Origin of the sequence: Pantoea sp. FN0302, from assembly GCF_050113775.1 — a bacterium.
Lineage (GTDB): Bacteria > Pseudomonadota > Gammaproteobacteria > Enterobacterales > Enterobacteriaceae > Mixta > Mixta alhagi.
The window spans coordinates 2,180,216-2,197,050 of sequence record NZ_JBNJSM010000001.1 but is presented as its reverse complement, the minus strand read 5'-3'; the positions used below and the strand labels follow the sequence as shown (position 1 = coordinate 2,197,050).

Here is a 16,835-nt window from a genome sequence, read left to right as displayed (position 1 = left end):
CCCATTACTCCCCTTTTTTACCTGCATACTTCTTATTTATCTCTTTGCAATCAGGCGATATTGTTATCTCCTTTGCGGCCACAGCCTCCACTGTCGCCAATTCTATCGCACTTATCCCGGTCCCGATATTTATCCTTCCCAGGGTTAAGCCAGCCGCGATTGAGGTGCCAGCAATCAGTAAACCTTTGGCCCGGTCAGACATCATTTTTTCATAACCGGCAGGCGCATTGCTTCCCAGTTGTTCAGCGGTTTTTCTGAAATCTTCAGGATTGCCGTTATATATCCCTCCGGCCGCCAGTAGCCGTCCGGCGGCTTTGCTGTTGATCGTGCTGAGCGGAGCGGGCTGCGTTATCCCGGCTGGCAAAATGGTAGAGCGTGGTTTTCCGCCTCGGTTACTGTAGTCTCGCCGGGCGACGGACCTTTTATATTCACAAATAATGTCCTGCGCGCCGCCATATTCAAAATCAAAGGGCGAGCGACAAACCAGTTCACCGCAGTCGTCAATATAAAACAGCCAGCCCGCGGAGGAATAAGCGCTTTGATAAGTGGATAATCTGATGACCAGCGATCGTCAAAAACGTATTCGCGGTCAATGCACGGCCAGGCGAGCGAAGGGCTGAAAATGAATTCAAACTTAGATTTCTGGTAGCAAGTGAATTTTAATAAAATGCGCTATTCAGTGTTTTTGCAATGTAGGGAAAGGCATAAAGCTGGAGCGGTTGGCAACCCAACGTTGTCATAAATCCTTCATCAATTACTCTTATAACAGGCTCTTTCCCATTATGGATGTAAGCTGATGAAAATTAAATCTCTTGCCTTGCTGTGTGCCTCTCTGTTTCCGTTATATGCCAGCGCGGCGCAGCCGCAAATTGAACGTTACGTGGTGAGCTTCCCGCAGGGCGACCGCGTAGCGTATCAGGGTGCGTCAGCCAGTGCGTTTCCTGACGGCCTGCCGGTGGGGGTTGGCTCTGGCCTGCATTTTCTGCGTAAAGAGGGCGACGATCTGCTGTTCACGACCCTGACCGATCGCGGTCCCAATGCGGATGCGCCTAAAACCGGCAAGCGCGAGTCTAAAATTTTCGTTAATCCGGACTATACGCCGCTGCTGATGACAATCAGGGTTGGCAATAATAAGGCGGAAGCCATTGATGCCCATCCTCTGCATGACGAACAGGGCAATATTTCCGGGCTGCCGCTGCCGGAAGGTTTTATCGGTGCCACTAACGAAGCGGCGCTGAGCGAGTCGTTGCAATTACTTGGCAGCGACAAGCGCGGGCTGGATACGGAAGGCATTACCTCAGATGGCAACGGCGGCTACTGGATTTGTGATGAGTATGGTCCGTTTATCGCTCACATCAGCGCCGACGGCAAAATTTTGCAGAAGTATGGCCCGCAGGCGGAGTCCAGCGAGCAGAGCGTAGCCGGTGGGCTGCCGAATATTGTGAAATGGCGTCAGCCCAACCGTGGGTTCGAGGGGCTGACGCGCATGCCGGATGGCCGGATTATCGCTGCGGTGCAAAGCACGCTGGATATTGACGGCAAAAGCAAAAACAGCGCCCGCTTTACCCGTTTAGTGAGCTTCGATCCAGCGACAGGTAAAACCGCCAGCTACGGTTACCCCATTGATATTGAGGCTTATAAAAAAGCCAAAGATGCCAAAGTAGGCGATATCGTCGCGCTGGATAATCACCGCCTACTGCTGATTGAACAGGGCAAAGATAAAGAAAAAAACATGCGTAACCGCATCTATTTAGTGGATCTCAGCAAAGCCAGCGATCTGACCTCGTTCGACAAACAGCCGCCGGAGTTTGATGATGAGGCGGCGCTGAAATCACGCGGTATCGTTCCCGCCAGTAAACAACTGGTGGTGGATCTGCGTGCGTTGGGCTGGCAGCAGGAGAAAGTTGAAGGCCTGGCGCTGATCGATAACAAAACGCTGGCGGTGATAAACGACAATGATTTTGGCGTGCGCACTGAGCTGACCGACGCGCTATCCGGCAAGGATAAAATGGATGATTACACCGCTGACGGCAAAGGGCATCTGTTGGTCGACGGTGAAGTGGTAAAAACCAAAATTGCCGTGCGGCCACTGAATAAGCCAGAAAGCGAAAATGAACTGTGGGTCATTAGCCTGCCAGACGCGCTATAGCGCGCGCTGTCTAAAAAGCCTTTTTTGCCACACCGCGCAGCGCTTAAGTGAATAAAAGCAACCCGCCGCGCCTTTCGGGGCGCGGCTATATAAAGAGAGCGTTATTCAGTTATAAGGCGGGTATTATATGGGGTAAAACAATCCTCATACCGCCTCGGTTTGCTCTTTTACCAAATGCACATGGATAGATTGCCGCTCCAGCATCTGCTGATATTCAGACGATAAACCCGGATCGCTTATAACATGGCGGAAGGGTTTTTCCGGGGCGAGAGGATAGGGATGGATCAGGCCAAATTTAGAGGCGTCGGTTAAGGCGAAGGTTTCAATATCTTTTGCCATGACGGCATTCACAATATCGCTACGTAGCATATTTTTGCCGGTAAAACCGGTATCGGGATGCCAGCCATCAATACCGATAAAGGCTTTCTGAAAATGGACCTGATGAATACAGCTACGCGTTAACGGGCCGACAACCGATTCGCTGCTTTTCTGATAAAGGCCGCCCAGCACAATCACTTCACAGCGCGAATCTTTTAATAAACCGGCAATGTAATGGCTGACCGTGACAATGGTGATGCTGTCGTCGTTAGCAAGATAGCGGGCAAGCAGGGCATTAGTGCTGCCCCCTTCAATAAATACTGATTCACCGGCGTTAACCTGAGAGGCGGCATATTGCGCCAGGCTTTGTTTCAGTGGAAAGCGCGACTGCATCCTGGCCGCAATACTATCGCTTTCCATCGACACGGCAGAGCCATGAACGCGTTTCAGATAGCTGTTTTTTTCCAGCGTATTTAAATCCTGACGAACGGTAACCTCTGAAACTTTGGTAATACGGGACAGTTCGCTGACGCTGACGCTTCCTCGCTCATTAACCAGCTGAATAATCTGTAATTGCCTTGCGTTCATCTAACGTCTCGCCATCTGTTGCGGGGAAGGAAGTATATCAAAAGCGCAGAGGGATCACATTTGAGCTGGATCCCCTGCGCGTTAAGCGTGTTATCAATTTTCAGGTCGTTGGTGCATCAAAAGCCAGCAGTACAGCGTGACGCTATTCCATGCCCAGGGCGCGACGGCCATTGGCATTAAGATCGCTTAGCTGAAAGCGGTTTTGCCATGTCTGCTCATAATCTTCACGCGGAAAATCTGCCGGCGACGCGCCTTTTTCCAGCGCGGCGCGTACGCTGTGCGCATAAGCAAGGTTTTTCGCGCACGCCGGCGCGGCCGGAATATACATTACGTTGCCCCAGCCCTGCTGGTTTTCAACCGGCGCCACGGAATGAATCACGTCGCAGTGCCACCATACTGAATCTCCTGCCTGCAGCGTCGGGATGCTGCACAGCCCGGCGATCAGATGAGGATGCCACTTCTCCGATACCGGCAGCACTCTGCCTGGCGCAACGCCGCACAGTTCATCTTCAGGCACATCATCCAGTAAAGGGCGCAGTAATACATAGGCCATCGCTTCCGGCACCGGTACCACATGCAGCAGGCCCTGTCCGGCAATCATATCCGACAGCGCCGTCCAGCCCTGGAAAGTACGAAACGCCGAGCATTTGGTGGTGTTATCCACGTCATATTCATTAACCTCCGGGCGATAAGCCGCATCCCACGGATCATATTCCGCAAAGCGGTTAGTGAATATTTTGCTAAATACTTTCTGATAGGCGGGCAGCAGCCAGCGTTCCAGCGCGCCGGAATCGGTATGCGCGCCAAGCCCTTTCGAGGTAGTACCCGGCAGACGGCGGCGAATACGGTCGGGATAAATGATGTTCACTTCCGGGTTGAACCCGTCGCCGTCAGCATGCTGAAAGGTCCACAGACAGTTAAGAAACGTTTGCGTGGTGGCCATTTGCTGACTCTGGCGCGCTTCCATTTGCGCTTTTGACCAGTAGATAGGGTAAATTTCCGGGCGCGAAGCTTCCAGCGAACCAAAGAAATTATCGCCTGGCCCGCGATAAACCTCATCAAACTGGTTCTCATCCAGATAGCCAAGCATCGATTGATCCATTGCCAGCGCATGATCCCGGCTGAAGGTTTGTCGCACTACCAGGCAACCACGGCGCTTGATATGTGCAATCTGCTGTTCGCTAATATTGCCTGCCGCCAGATCGGTATAGTTAACTTCCGGCCAGGCGCTGCCGTTAGCTTGTTCTTCAGCGCGCGCTGCGGCAAGCTCTGCCTCTATTTTATCGCACACCTGGCGAAAGAGAGCTTCAACATCACCGATCTGTTCACGCAGAATGCGTTTCATTGCCACGATATTCTGTTTGTAATCTTCAGGTAGGGTTACTGAAGTAAAGGATGTATTCATCATCGTCTCCGCTGCTCAGGGTCAGGTGTATGGCTGAACGAAGGTTTTTTGCTTTCATTCGAAAGTAAAGCAAATATAGCAGAGTTGATAACACAAATATGTGAAGCTAAGCGTTGTATAGCATTTTTTTGGCTTTCATTCGAAGGTATGCGGCTATCGACACCAACGGAAGGGAGACCGCCGCACGAATAATCTTTTATTATTTAATTATTTAGAAACCAGGCGCGCCAAATGCGGCTAACCAGTCCTGCTCAAATTTTTCTACGGCGGCGCTTACTGCTGGCGTGGCGATCATCTGCTCTGCAACATCCAGCGGCAGCGTAATAGATTCACAGCCCGTCAGCAGACAATCCAGCGCCTGGCGCGGCGTTTTAAAGCTGGCCGCCAGCACTTTTGTTTCTGGCGCATGCAGTGTGAGTAACTGCTGTAACTCTTTTACCGTCTGGATGCCATTGCCGCCCTGCGCATCAATCCTGTTCACATAGGGCGCGATATATTCCGCACCGGCCAGCGCCGCCAGCAAACCCTGCGCCGCGCCGTAAACCGCCGTGCCCAGCGTTGGAATGCCTTGCTGTTTTAGCAGCTTAATCGCTGCCAGTCCCTGGGCCGTTACCGGAACCTTAACCACCAGATCAGGGATAATGGCGCGCAGTTTTCTGGCTTCCTCCACCATCTGTTCAGCGTCTCTTGCCATCACCTGCGCAAACAGCCGACCTTTTCCGCCCAGCGCTTGCTGGAATTCAGGCAGCACCACTTCAAGCGGCCTTTTACCGCTGGCGATAATGCTGGGATTAGTGGTCACGCCAGCCAGCGGGAAGATCTCCGCCAGGCGTCTCACGGCCACGACATCAGAGGTATCGAGATAAAGTTCCATAAAGGGTTCCTTAATAAATCGTGATGCTTAGCAAGTTTCGCTGAGTATATCCTCAGCGCCCGCTTTTTTATTGACTGAAGTCAACGTGACTTTCTTTCGAAAATTATTAAATCTTCAATCGTAAAAGGGGGCTTTATGATTTTTAATATCCAGCGCTATTCCACCCATGATGGTCCAGGCATTCGTACCGTGGTGTTTTTAAAAGGCTGCTCGCTGGGCTGTCGCTGGTGTCAGAATCCCGAGAGCCGTTCCCGCCAGAAAGATCTGCTATATGATGCCCGGCTCTGTCTGGCAGAGTGCGATCTGTGTCAGCAGGCCGCGCCAGCGGTGATTCAGAAGACCTTAAACGGCCTGATTATCCTGCGTGAAAAAATCGAACCTGACCATATCGCCGCGCTGGGAAATTGCTGTCCCACGCTGGCGCTGACCGTATGCGGCGAAGAGAAAGATGCCGCAGAGATTATGGCCGTGGTCAGGCGCGATCGGGCCTTTTACCAACGCAGTCAGGGCGGCGTCACGCTCTCTGGCGGCGAACCCTTTATGAATCCGCAACTGGCGGCCACATTGTTCCGTCAGTGTCAGCAGGAGGGGATCCACACTGCGGTAGAAACTTGCCTGCATGTGCCCTGGCGCTATGTCGAACCCTCGCTGCCGCATATCGATCTCTTCCTGGCCGATCTCAAGCATGTTGATGAACGCACCTTTAAGCAGTGGACCGACGGCTCGGCGAAACGCGTGCTGGACAACCTGCGCCGTCTGGCGGCGGCAGGGAAAAATATCACTATCCGGGTACCGCTGATCCCGGAATTTAACGCCAACCCGGGCGCGGTTACCGACATTGTTAACTTCGCTGCCGATGAGCTTGGCGTTAAAGAGATTCATTTTCTGCCTTACCACACTCTGGGCATGAACAAATATGCCCTGCTTCATCAGCCCTATCTGGCGCCGGATAAACCGCTGGATTGCCCGGCGCTATTAACTTTTGCTGAGACATACGCAAAACAAAAAGGCCTGACAGCGACATTAAGAGGATAAGAACATGACTACCCTGAAACTCGATACCCTGAGCGAACGTATCAAGGCCCATAAACAAGCCTTAATCCATATTGTTAAGCCGCCCGTCTGCACTGAGCGGGCGCAGCACTACACCAAAATTTATCAGGAAAATATGGATAAGCCGGTACCGGTGCGTCGGGCACTGGCCCTGGCGCATCATCTGGCGCACCGTACCATCTGGATTAAGCATGATGAAATGATCGTGGGGAATCAGGCGAGTGAAGTCCGCGCCGCGCCGATCTTCCCGGAATATACCGTAAGCTGGATCGAAAAAGAGATCGACGATCTTGCCGATCGTCCCGGTGCGGGTTTCTCCGTCTCTGAAGAGAACAAGCGCGTGCTGCATGAGGTGTGTCCGTGGTGGCGCGGGCAGACAGTGCAGGATCGCTGCTACGGCATGTTTACCCATGAACAGCAGGCGCTGCTTGCCACCGGCATTATCAAAGCAGAAGGAAACATGACCTCCGGCGATGCGCATCTGGCGGTAAACTTCCCGCTGCTGCTGGAGAAAGGGCTGGATGGTCTGCGCGACAAGGTGGCGGAACGCCGTGGCCGCCTTGATCTTACCGTGCTGGAAGATCTGCATGGTGAACAGTTCCTGAAAGCGATCGCTATTGTGCTGGAAAGCGTTAGCGACCATATCAAACGCTTCGCTGAGCTGGCGAACCAGATGGCAGCGCAGGAAAAGCGCGGTGCGCGTAAAGCGGAGCTGCTGCGTATTGCCGAAAACTGTGAAGTGATCGCCCACCAGCCGCCGCAGAATTTCTGGCAGGCGTTACAGCTTTGCTACTTTATTCAGCTGATCCTGCAAATTGAATCCAATGGCCACTCGGTATCGTTTGGCCGGATGGATCAATATCTCTATCCATTCTACCGGCGCGATGTCGAACTGGAGCAAACGCTGGGCCGCGAACAGGCAATTGAGCTGCTGCACAGCTGCTGGCTTAAACTGCTGGAGGTCAATAAAATTCGCTCCGGCTCGCATTCAAAAGCTTCGGCGGGCAGCCCGCTCTATCAGAATGTCACCATCGGCGGTCAGAACCTGATTGATGGCCAGGGCGTGGATGCGGTTAATCCGCTCTCTTATGCGATTCTGGAATCCTGCGGTCGCCTGCGCTCTACCCAGCCCAACCTGAGCGTGCGTTATCACGCAGGGATCAGCGATGATTTCCTCGATGCCTGCGTGCAGGTGATCCGCTGCGGCTTTGGCATGCCCGCTTTTAACAACGATGAAATCGTTATTCCGGAATTTATCAAGTTAGGTATCTCGGCGGAAGATGCTTATCAGTATGCTGCTATCGGCTGTATTGAAACCGCAGTGGGCGGTAAGTGGGGCTATCGCTGCACCGGCATGAGCTTTATTAACTTCGCACGCGTAATGCTGGCGGCGCTGGAGGGTGGACGCGACGCCACCAGCGGGAAAGTCTTTCAGCCGCAGGAGCAAGCCTTGTCAAAAGGCAATTTCAACAGCTTTGATGAGGTGCTGACGTGCTGGGACAACCAGATCCGTTACTACACCCGCAAATCGATCGAGATCGAATATGTGGTGGATACCGTGCTGGAAGAGAACGCTCACGATATTCTCTGCTCGGCGCTGGTGGATGACTGCATCGAACGCGCCAAAAGCATCAAGCAGGGCGGGGCGAAATATGACTGGGTATCGGGCCTGCAGGTGGGGATCGCTAACCTCGGCAACAGCCTGACGGCGGTGAAAAAACTGGTGTTTGAACAGGGTATGATCGATCAGCAGCAGCTGGCGGAGGCGCTGGCCAGCGACTTTGACGGCTTAACGCATGAGCAGCTGCGTCAGCGCCTGATTAACGGCGCGCCAAAATATGGCAACGATGATGACAGCGTCGATGCGCTGCTGGTGCGCGCCTATCAGACCTATATCGACGAACTTAAAAATTATCATAACCCGCGCTATGGTCGTGGCCCGGTGGGCGGCAACTATTATGCCGGCACCTCGTCTATTTCAGCGAATGTGCCGTTCGGCGCGCAGACCATGGCCACGCCCGACGGCCGTAAGGCGAAAACGCCGCTGGCGGAGGGTGCAAGCCCGGCTTCCGGCACCGATCATCTGGGGCCAACCGCCGTTATCGGCTCGGTCGGCAAGCTGCCAACCGGCTCTATTCTGGGCGGCGTGCTGCTTAACCAGAAACTGAATCCGGCGACGCTGGAAAACAATAACGATCGCCAGAAGCTGATGGCGCTGCTGCGCACCTTCTTTGAAGATCATAAAGGCTGGCATATTCAGTACAACATCGTATCCCGCGAAACGCTGATCGAAGCGAAAAAGCATCCCGATCAATATCGTGATTTAGTGGTCAGGGTCGCAGGCTATTCGGCTTTCTTTACCGCGCTCTCTCCGGATGCGCAGGATGATATTATCGCCCGAACCGAACATACCTTGTCTTAATATCCTAAGGCGCAGCGAGCGATGGCTGCGCCGATTTCTCTGTTTATTGGTTTCCCTGCTCTCACCTGTTTTTGATCATCAACCGTAACAAATGGTGCATTCCGCCCCGCTTTGTTATTCAGTATTGTTATGTTATAACATTCAAATCAACCACCAGAACGCGCGTTTCCTGTGCTGACATGGTTCCACACAGGTGGTCATGCCGCAGGCAGTGCGCGCGTCTTCTCATGTAACTAACTGATATTGAGTAACGTATGTTTGAAGCTTTCTCTTTCCGCAGGCGAATGGGTTTTACCTTACTGGCCCAATCCTCGCTTATCCGGGCGCTCTGGATCAGCCTGTTGCTGGCTGTACTGTGGGCTGCCATTCAATGGGCGGACGCCATCGCATGATCACGCTGGAGAAACTGGTTACAGGCTATCGCGGAGAGGCGCTAAGCCAGCCGATTAGCGGACAGTTCCGGCGCGGTAGCCTGACGGCCATTATGGGCGTTAACGGCGCGGGTAAGTCCACGCTGCTTAAAACCATTGCCGGTTTGCTCACGCCGGTCAGCGGGGCGGTGCGTTTTGAGCCAGAGGGCAGGCAGATCGCCTGGCTGCCGCAGCAAAGTGAGATCGACCATCACTTTCCGCTGCGGGTGATTGAAGTGGTGGCGATGGGAAGCTGGCCAGCAAACGGCATGCTCAGGGGCATCGGCTGCAGCTTGCATGAGCGGATTGAGACGGCGCTGGAGCAGGTTGGTCTGCAGGATCTGGCGGGACGGGCAATTAGCCAGCTTTCCGGCGGCCAGTTTCAGCGCATGTTGTTTGCACGCATGCTGGTGCAGGATGCGTCAGTGATCTTGCTGGATGAGCCTTTTACCGGCATCGACAGTCAAACCAGCACTTTTCTGCTGCGGGTTATCGAGAGGCTGCATGCGGAAGGCAAAACCATCCTGACCGTTTTACATAACCAGCACATGGTGGAGCATCATTTTCCGCAACTGCTCTATCTGCATGACGGGCATTACCACTGGGGAAAAACCGCTGACATTATGCCGGAAAACGCCGGGCGGCCGCTCTCGCCGGTGCGCAGCGCGGTGGGGCAGGGACTACGTTTATGACGCAACATATCCTTGAGGCCTTTACCGCTTTTGGCTTTATGCGCCGCTCGCTGGTGGCCTGCCTGGCCTTATCGTTAAGCGTAACGCCGCTGGGTGTCTTTTTGCTGCTGCGGCGCATGAGCCTGATTGGCGATGCGCTTTCGCATGCGGTTTTACCCGGCGTGGCGGTTGGCTACCTGCTTTCCGGCATGTCGCTGTTGGCGATGGGAGCGGGGGGATTTATTGCCGGTTTGCTGGTGGCGCTGCTGGCGGGCTGGGTAAGTTCTGTGACCACGCTACGTGAAGATTCCAGCTTCGCCGGGTTCTATCTGGGATCGCTGGCGCTGGGGGTGGTGCTGGTTTCACTACGCGGTAGCGGCGTCGATCTGTTGCATCTGCTGTTTGGCTCGCTGCTGGCGGTGGATCGAACGGCGCTGATCTTTATCGGCATTATCGCCACGCTAACACTGTTAACGCTGGCGTTGGGCTACCGCGCGATCGTCGCTGAAGCCTTTGATATGACATTTTTGCAAGTGCGCAGTCAGCATACTCCACGGCTGATCCATGCGCTGTTTCTGGCGCTGGTGGTGATGAATCTGGTTGCCGGGTTCCAGATCCTCGGCACGCTAATGACGGTGGGGCTGATGATGCTGCCCGCCATCGCCGCGCGCTGCTGGTCAAATCACTTACCAATTATTTTGCTGCTGGCGGTGCTCATCGGCATGGCCAGTTCCTTTATCGGGCTTACCTGGTCCTGGTATCAGTCGATACCGGCTGGGCCAGCTATTGTCTTAGCTGCCAGTCTGGGTTTCCTGATTTCGGTGCTGTTTGGCGTGGAAAAAGGTCTGTTTCGATTAACTTATAACCGGGTAAAAGGGTGAGGAAAACATGAAGTCTGTGTTGTGGAAATATTCTGTGCTGTCGTTGTTTATGGTCAGTCCGGCGCTGCTGGCAAAAACGGTCACCGCCGTCGCCAGTTTTTCGGTGCTGGCTGATATTGTGCAGCAGGTTGGCGGCGAACATGTGACGGTAACTTCGCTGGTGGGACGCAACGGCGATCCCCATGCGTTTCAGCCATCGCCCAGAGATAGCCTGGCGCTGAATAAGGCTGATGTGGTGTTTGTCAGCGGGCTGGGGCTGGAAGGCTGGATGGATCGGCTGGTCACTGCTTCCGGCTACAGGGGAAAAGTGATCACCGCTTCTGAGGGTATTCATACTCGTAGCATGGAGGAGGAGGGGCAAAAGGTAACCGATCCTCACGCCTGGAACAGCGCTAAAAACGGCGCGGTCTATGCGCGCAACGTGATGGAGGCGTTGATTGCCGCCGATCCGCAGGATAAAGCTTACTTTGAGCAGCGCGGCAATGCCTATATTCAAAAGCTGGAGAAGCTGGATGCCTGGGCCAAAGAGACCTTTGCCGCCGTACCCGCAAGCAAGCGTAAGGTATTAACCAGCCACGACGCGTTTGGTTATTTCGCCGCTGAATATGGCGTGCATTTCCTGTCACCGGTAGGCTTTTCCACCGAAGCGGAAGCCAGCGCCAGCGAAGTTGGCCGCCTGATCCAGCAGATTAAACAGGAAAAAATTAAAACCTATTTCATTGAGAATCAGACCGATCCGCGTCTGGTGAAACAGATTGCGGCGGCCAGCGGCGCGCAGCCGGGCGGCGAGCTTTATCCGGAGGCGCTCAGTGATGAAAAAGGACCGGCACCCACCTATGAAGCCGCATTTAAACATAACGTCGAGACCATTTACGCCAGTATGAAATAACGGTTATCGGCTATTTCCCGGGGAAAGCCGGTCGGCTTTCCCTTAGCAAGCTTCCAACTGTGGCACGCCAGCAGTAAAAGGCTAATCCCGCCCGCCGCTCTGCTTCTTATCCCTTGTTTTCAACGTACGCGAGTAACGCAGCAGCAGCCTTGCTTTGCTGTTTATCGTCTAAAACGCAGCGATCGGATTATTTTATCTCTCAGCAGGAAAACTGCGATGCGATGCACAGTTCCTTTTGAAACCGGTTGCAGAAAATAGTCTCGATGCCAGGATGAAACCGGTTTCAACTATTGAGCAGCAGGGAATGACCATGGGAAAAATAAGAGATTATTTTAAATTAGCCTCTGAGATTCTGAATGAGACGGGAGGGGAAACGAACCTGATCGGCTTTACCCGCTGCGCAACGCGCCTGCGGCTGGTGTTAAAAGAGGTGCCTGCCGGCGCGGTTGAAAAGGTTAAACAGCTGCCCGGCGTGATCACCGTAGTGCTTAGCGGCGGCCAGTTTCAGGTGGTTATTGGCACGCACGTCGCGGATGTTTATGATGCGCTTGCCGCCATCGTTGATCCCGATAAGCTGCAAAACAGCAGCGAGAAAAGGCGCTTTTTTGATACGGTGATCGCAACCATGTCTGCGGTATTTGCGCCGATTATCTATGTGCTGGCGGCAGCCGGTATTTTGCAGGGGATTTTGATCACCGTTAACTGGTTTCTGCCCTCGTTTCAGCAAACCGGCGCCTTTAGCGTGCTTAACTTTATCTCCTGGACGCCCTTTGCTTTCCTGCCGGTCTTTATTGCCGTTACCGCCTCTAAATTCTTTAAGTGCAATATGTTTATTGCGCTGTTCTGCTGCTGTGCGCTGATCAATCCCGACTGGGCGGTAATAGCCGCGCAGATCGCTAAAGGCGATGCGGTAACCTTTTTCTCTTTGCCGCTGGCTGAAACGGTCTATACCTCATCCGTTTTGCCGCCGCTGTTCCTGGTGCTGGGTCTTGCTTATCTGGAACGTTTTGTTGAGCGCGCATTGCCGCAGGTCATCGCCCCGCTGTTTACGCCGCTTATCTGTGCGGTGATTATGGTTCCCCTGACGTTGGTGCTGATTGGGCCGGTGACCTCTGGTCTTGCCAATGGCATCGCCTGGGGCTACAACTGGCTGTTTGACACCGCGCCCGCGCTGGCGGCGGCGGTAATTGGCGGCGTATGGCAGGTTATCGTGATCTTTGGCGTCCACTGGGGGATTACGCCCGTGGTCATGGCCAACTTTGACCTGCACGGACGCGATTCATTTCAGGCTTTTCAGACCATGGCCGTGGTCGGGCAGATGGCGGCCGCCTTCGCCTGCGCGCTGAAAGCCAGGCAACGCGGTTTTAAAACCGTGGCTTACTCTGCCGGACTGACCGGCGTGTTCGGCATTACCGAGCCTGCCATTTATGGCGTAACGCTGAAGCTGAAAAAGCCTTTTATTTGCGGCTGTATCGGCGGCGCAGTGGGGGCGATTGTCACCAGCCTGTTCGGCAGCTATTACTACGCCTATGCCGGTCTGCCGGGGCTGTTAACCATTGTGAACGCCATTAGCCCGGAAAATCCGATGTCCTTTATCGGGGAAGTTACGGGCGTGCTGGTGACAATGGCGGTAACCTTTATTCTGGTTTTCCTGGTGGGCTTTAAAGAGCCAGAAGCCAAAGCGGATGAGACGCGCGCCGCGTCGGGCCCAGCGTCCTCTGCCGCTGCCTCCAACACCGCCTCTCAAAATGCTGCCGCCCCACCACAGGCTGCTGTTTCCGCGACCGCGACCTTAGAGCGCGCCTCTGCAAATGTTACTTCAGCCTTAACGCTGATGAGTCCCGTGGCGGGCAAAGCGCTGCCGCTGAATGAAGTTAGCGATGAAATTTTTTCCGGTGGCCTGCTGGGCGACGGTATCGCCATCGTGCCGGAAGAGGAGACAATCGTCGCGCCCTGCGATGCTGAGGTGGCCAGTACCGTCGACAGCCATCACGCTGTAGGGTTGCTGTGCGCTAACGGCGCGGAATTGCTGATACATGTTGGCCTGGATACGGTGAAGCTCGGCGGGCAGCACTTTTCCACGCTGGTCAGCGTTGGGGATAAGGTCACGGCAGGCACGCCGCTGATCAGGTTTCAACGCCAGGACATTATCGCCGCCGGCTATGACATCACCACGCCTTTCCTGGTTATCAACGGTGAAGATTATCAGTTAACCAAATATATCCATAACGGCCCGATCGTCTCCGGCGCACCGGTAATGGCGCTCAGCTAACGATAAGTTAAAGGGTTCATCAGAACCCTTTTTATCGCCGACAACTTACTACTACCGGATGATCTTTACGCTATACTGGCGCCCGTTTTAGCCGCTCCTGTTAAAGGAGATCGTTCTCTCTATAAGCGAGGCTGTAATGGTGACAATGCTGGACGTTGCGCGCTGTGCCGGGGTATCCAAATCCACGGTATCGCGCGTACTAAATGGTAAAAACGTCGTCAGGGAGGAAGTTAAAGCGCTGGTGTATAAGGCGATTGCCGAGACGGGCTATCGTCCCAATCTGCTGGCGCAGCAGCTGGCCACGCAAAAAAGCAGCATGATTGGCCTGGTAATCACTAACGAAGTGTATAACGGTCCCTTTTTCTCTACGCTGGTTTATAACGCAGCGAAATTTTGCGAGCAGCATGACCACCGGCTTATTTTTGCTGATGGCAAACATTCCGCTGACGAAGAGATCAACGCTATCGATTTTCTGGTGCGAATGAAATGCGCCGGCATCATGGTCTATGCCCGCCATACCACCCAGGCGCAGCTGGAAAAAATCATTAATGAAAGTCCGGTGCCGGTAATGATCCTTAACCAGCGGCTTACCGTGCGTGCCGATCGCAATATTTTTATCGATCACTATCGCGGCGGTGAAATCATGATGGAATATCTGCTGAGTCAGGGACACACTCGTATTGCTTATATTTGCGGCAAAATGCCGTCTCCCAGCAATAAAGCGCGTCAGCGGGCGTGGCAGGATTACGTCAACCCGCACAGCGCCGCGCTAGTTGCTCAGGGCGACTGGAGTATGGAAAGCGGTTATCAGGCAGCGCTGACGCTAATTGATAGCGCAGAGCCTTTTACCGCGATACTGGCCGCCAACGATGACATGGCGCTGGGCGCGATCAAGGCAATTAAAGATCGTGGGCTAAGCGTGCCGCAGGATATTTCCGTCGCCGGGTTTGATAATGCCATAATCGGTCACTATTTTTCTCCGGCGCTGACCACGCTGGATACGCCAATTGAGCAAATGATCCAGTGCGCGGTAGAGCACATTCTTAACCTGTCGCCTGTTACGCCAGAGCAGGGCTTAACCGGAACCCTGGTCATCCGTGATTCTGTCGGCCCCGCGCCCGTATAAACTCTCCGTTAATGCTGCGGGCGCGTCAGCCGATAAACTCTTTTTTGCTCTCCGCGCTTATTCTCTGCATTAGCCATAAAGCCCCGTTGCCTCGCGGTCGATAACCCATGAACGCACCACACTGGAGGCGTTTTTTTATCACCACGGGAAAAATATGAAACTCAATCAGTTCAAAATCGGGCAACGTCTCGGTTTCCTTGCCACATTATTGCTGCTGGCCACGCTGTTTTGCGGGCTGCGCGGTATTAGCGTTAATGCCGAGGGGCTGGAAAAGATCAACGAAATCATGACCAGCGAAATGCGAGTGGCCGAAAGTATCGATACCGCGCGTAACGCCCAGGTGCAGTTCAAACTGCAGGTGCAGGAGTGGAAAAATATTCTGCTGCGCGGCACCCAGGGCGAAGAAACATTCAATAAATATCGTGCGGCGTTTCTAAAGCAGAGCGAGCAAACCCAGGGGTTATTGCAAAAGCTGTTAACGTTGCAGCAGGAGATCGGTATGGACCCGCAAGTAGTGCAGAAGACGCTACAGCTACATGCCAGCCTGCAACAGCAGTATATCGATGCGCTGCAACAATATGATATTTCAGATGCCAGCAGCGCCCAGCGTGTGGATCATCTGGTTTCCGGCATCGATCGCGAACCAACCAAAATGATCGACGAAGTGGTCACGCGAACCCTGGCGCATGCCCAACTGCTGAATCAGCAGATGTCAGAGCGCAGCCTGACGCAATACCAGCAGACACGTAACCTGCTCTGGCTCACGATGATTGCGGTATTGCTGGCAGGCAGCCTGATCACCTGGTGGCTGGTACGCAGCATTACTCATCCGTTGAAAGCTGCCGTATCGGTCGCGCGTACCGTGGCGTCCGGTGATTTGCAAACCGTTATCACTCCGCAGGGACGGGATGAAACCGCTGAGCTGATGACGGCGCTGCGCGAGATGAATGATAACCTGGCGTCAATTGTCGCCGGGGTACGCAACGGCACCGAAACCATCGCGACCGCTTCTATCCAGATCGCGACCGGCAGCCGTGAACTCTCTTCACGCAACGAATCACAGGCCAGCGCGCTGGAACAGACTGCCGCCTCGATGGAAGAGCTGACATCGGTGGTGAAAAACAACGCCCGCAACGCCGGTCACGCCAGCGCTATCGCCAGCGATACCAGCAAAATGGCCGGGCAGGGTGGCGAGATGGTGGATAAAGTGGTGGAAACGATGGGCGAAATCCACCAGTTTTCACGGCAGATTAACGACATTATCAGCGTTATCGACGGCATCGCTTTCCAGACCAATATTTTGGCGCTCAACGCCGCAGTAGAGGCGGCACGAGCCGGGGTAGAGGGACGCGGTTTTGCGGTGGTCGCCGCCGAAGTGCGCGCGCTGGCGCAGCGTTCAGCCAGCGCCGCGCAGGATATTCGCCGCCTGATCGACCGCTCAGTAAGCTGTGTGGAGGAAGGCAACGAACTGGTGAAAAGCGCGGGCGAGACCATGGCGGAGATTATTACCGGCGTGAAGCGCGTTAGCGAACTGATGGAAAGCGTTTCGGCTGCCAGCGAAGAGCAGAGTACCGGCATCGATCAGGTTAACCTTGCGGTCACGCAGATGGATACCGCGACTCAGCAAAACGCCTCGCTGTCGCAGGAATCCACGGCGGCGGCGCAGTCGCTCCAGCACCAGGCGGAAAAACTGCTGGAAAGCGTTGGGGTCTTTAAACTGCGTTCATCGCAAACAGAAAGCTAATGGGTAACCGTACGGGCAACAGTTGTGCCCGTA

Annotated in this window: 12 protein-coding genes; 9 read left to right on the top strand and 3 right to left on the bottom strand. The window is 54.2% G+C overall.

Annotated elements, in window-relative coordinates; translation table 11 throughout:
• Positions 1-796 precede the first annotated feature (796 nt).
• Entirely contained in the window at positions 797-2,149 is a 1,353-nt protein-coding gene (locus ACQE32_RS10295; protein ID WP_427021708.1) for an esterase-like activity of phytase family protein, read from the top strand.
• 144 nt (positions 2,150-2,293) lie between these two features.
• On the opposite strand, the gene ACQE32_RS10290 is transcribed toward ACQE32_RS10295, so the two are convergent.
• From ACQE32_RS10290 to fsa, 3 genes are all read right to left on the bottom strand, one after another.
• Entirely contained in the window at positions 2,294-3,055 is a 762-nt protein-coding gene (locus tag ACQE32_RS10290; protein WP_426974691.1) for a DNA-binding transcriptional regulator YciT, read from the bottom strand.
• A 142-nt stretch (positions 3,056-3,197) separates the two neighbouring features.
• Positions 3,198-4,460, bottom strand: a complete 1,263-nt coding sequence (locus ACQE32_RS10285; protein WP_426974749.1) for a DUF1479 domain-containing protein — start codon at positions 4,458-4,460, stop codon at positions 3,198-3,200.
• Positions 4,461-4,671: 211 nt separating this feature from the next.
• Positions 4,672-5,334, bottom strand: a complete 663-nt coding sequence (fsa, locus tag ACQE32_RS10280; RefSeq protein WP_427021707.1) for a fructose-6-phosphate aldolase — start codon at positions 5,332-5,334, stop codon at positions 4,672-4,674.
• A gap of 135 nt (positions 5,335-5,469) precedes the next feature.
• On the opposite strand from fsa, the gene ACQE32_RS10275 reads away from it, so the two are divergent.
• The 8 genes from ACQE32_RS10275 to ACQE32_RS10240 all read left to right on the top strand — a co-directional run bounded on the left by ACQE32_RS10275 (position 5,470) and on the right by ACQE32_RS10240 (position 16,802).
• Positions 5,470-6,369, top strand: a complete 900-nt coding sequence (locus tag ACQE32_RS10275) for a glycyl-radical enzyme activating protein (RefSeq protein ID WP_427021706.1) — start codon at positions 5,470-5,472, stop codon at positions 6,367-6,369.
• Positions 6,370-6,373: 4 nt separating this feature from the next.
• On the top strand, positions 6,374-8,809 hold the full coding sequence (locus ACQE32_RS10270) for a formate C-acetyltransferase/glycerol dehydratase family glycyl radical enzyme (protein ID WP_427021705.1): 2,436 nt from the start codon (positions 6,374-6,376) through the stop codon (positions 8,807-8,809).
• Between the two features lie 355 nt (positions 8,810-9,164).
• Complete coding sequence (locus ACQE32_RS10265; RefSeq protein ID WP_427021704.1) at positions 9,165-9,911, top strand: metal ABC transporter ATP-binding protein; 747 nt, start codon at positions 9,165-9,167, stop codon at positions 9,909-9,911.
• Positions 9,908-10,771 carry a metal ABC transporter permease gene (locus tag ACQE32_RS10260; RefSeq protein WP_427021703.1) on the top strand — a complete coding sequence of 288 codons (864 nt, stop codon included), beginning with the start codon at positions 9,908-9,910 and terminating at the stop codon, positions 10,769-10,771. The genes ACQE32_RS10265 and ACQE32_RS10260 overlap by 4 nt, the downstream gene beginning before the upstream one ends.
• Positions 10,772-10,778: 7 nt before the next feature.
• Positions 10,779-11,660 (top strand): metal ABC transporter substrate-binding protein, encoded by an 882-nt coding sequence (locus ACQE32_RS10255; RefSeq protein ID WP_427021702.1) that lies wholly within the window; start codon positions 10,779-10,781, stop codon positions 11,658-11,660.
• Between the two features lie 310 nt (positions 11,661-11,970).
• On the top strand, positions 11,971-13,932 hold the full coding sequence (locus tag ACQE32_RS10250) for a glucose PTS transporter subunit IIA (protein ID WP_427021701.1): 1,962 nt from the start codon (positions 11,971-11,973) through the stop codon (positions 13,930-13,932).
• Positions 13,933-14,068: 136 nt separating this feature from the next.
• A complete protein-coding gene (locus tag ACQE32_RS10245; RefSeq protein WP_426982224.1) occupies positions 14,069-15,058 on the top strand; it encodes a LacI family DNA-binding transcriptional regulator in 990 nt (329 codons plus the stop codon).
• Positions 15,059-15,212: 154 nt separating this feature from the next.
• Positions 15,213-16,802: a methyl-accepting chemotaxis protein gene (locus tag ACQE32_RS10240; RefSeq protein WP_426974683.1), complete on the top strand. Its 1,590-nt coding sequence runs from the start codon at positions 15,213-15,215 to the stop codon at positions 16,800-16,802.
• Positions 16,803-16,835: the final 33 nt, after the last annotated feature.

Bases quoted from the DNA above. Each gene is read 5' to 3' on its own strand.
- ACQE32_RS10295 (WP_427021708.1), top strand. From the start codon at position 797: ATGAAAATTAAATCTCTTGCCTTGCTGTGTGCCTCTCTGTTTCCGTTA.
- ACQE32_RS10290 (WP_426974691.1), bottom strand. From the start codon at position 3,055: ATGAACGCAAGGCAATTACAGATTATTCAGCTGGTTAATGAGCGAGGA.
- ACQE32_RS10285 (WP_426974749.1), bottom strand. From the start codon at position 4,460: ATGAATACATCCTTTACTTCAGTAACCCTACCTGAAGATTACAAACAG.
- fsa (WP_427021707.1), bottom strand. From the start codon at position 5,334: ATGGAACTTTATCTCGATACCTCTGATGTCGTGGCCGTGAGACGCCTG.
- ACQE32_RS10275 (WP_427021706.1), top strand. From the start codon at position 5,470: ATGATTTTTAATATCCAGCGCTATTCCACCCATGATGGTCCAGGCATT.
- ACQE32_RS10270 (WP_427021705.1), top strand. From the start codon at position 6,374: ATGACTACCCTGAAACTCGATACCCTGAGCGAACGTATCAAGGCCCAT.
- ACQE32_RS10260 (WP_427021703.1), top strand. From the start codon at position 9,908: ATGACGCAACATATCCTTGAGGCCTTTACCGCTTTTGGCTTTATGCGC.
- ACQE32_RS10255 (WP_427021702.1), top strand. From the start codon at position 10,779: ATGAAGTCTGTGTTGTGGAAATATTCTGTGCTGTCGTTGTTTATGGTC.
- ACQE32_RS10250 (WP_427021701.1), top strand. From the start codon at position 11,971: ATGGGAAAAATAAGAGATTATTTTAAATTAGCCTCTGAGATTCTGAAT.
- ACQE32_RS10245 (WP_426982224.1), top strand. From the start codon at position 14,069: ATGGTGACAATGCTGGACGTTGCGCGCTGTGCCGGGGTATCCAAATCC.
- ACQE32_RS10240 (WP_426974683.1), top strand. From the start codon at position 15,213: ATGAAACTCAATCAGTTCAAAATCGGGCAACGTCTCGGTTTCCTTGCC.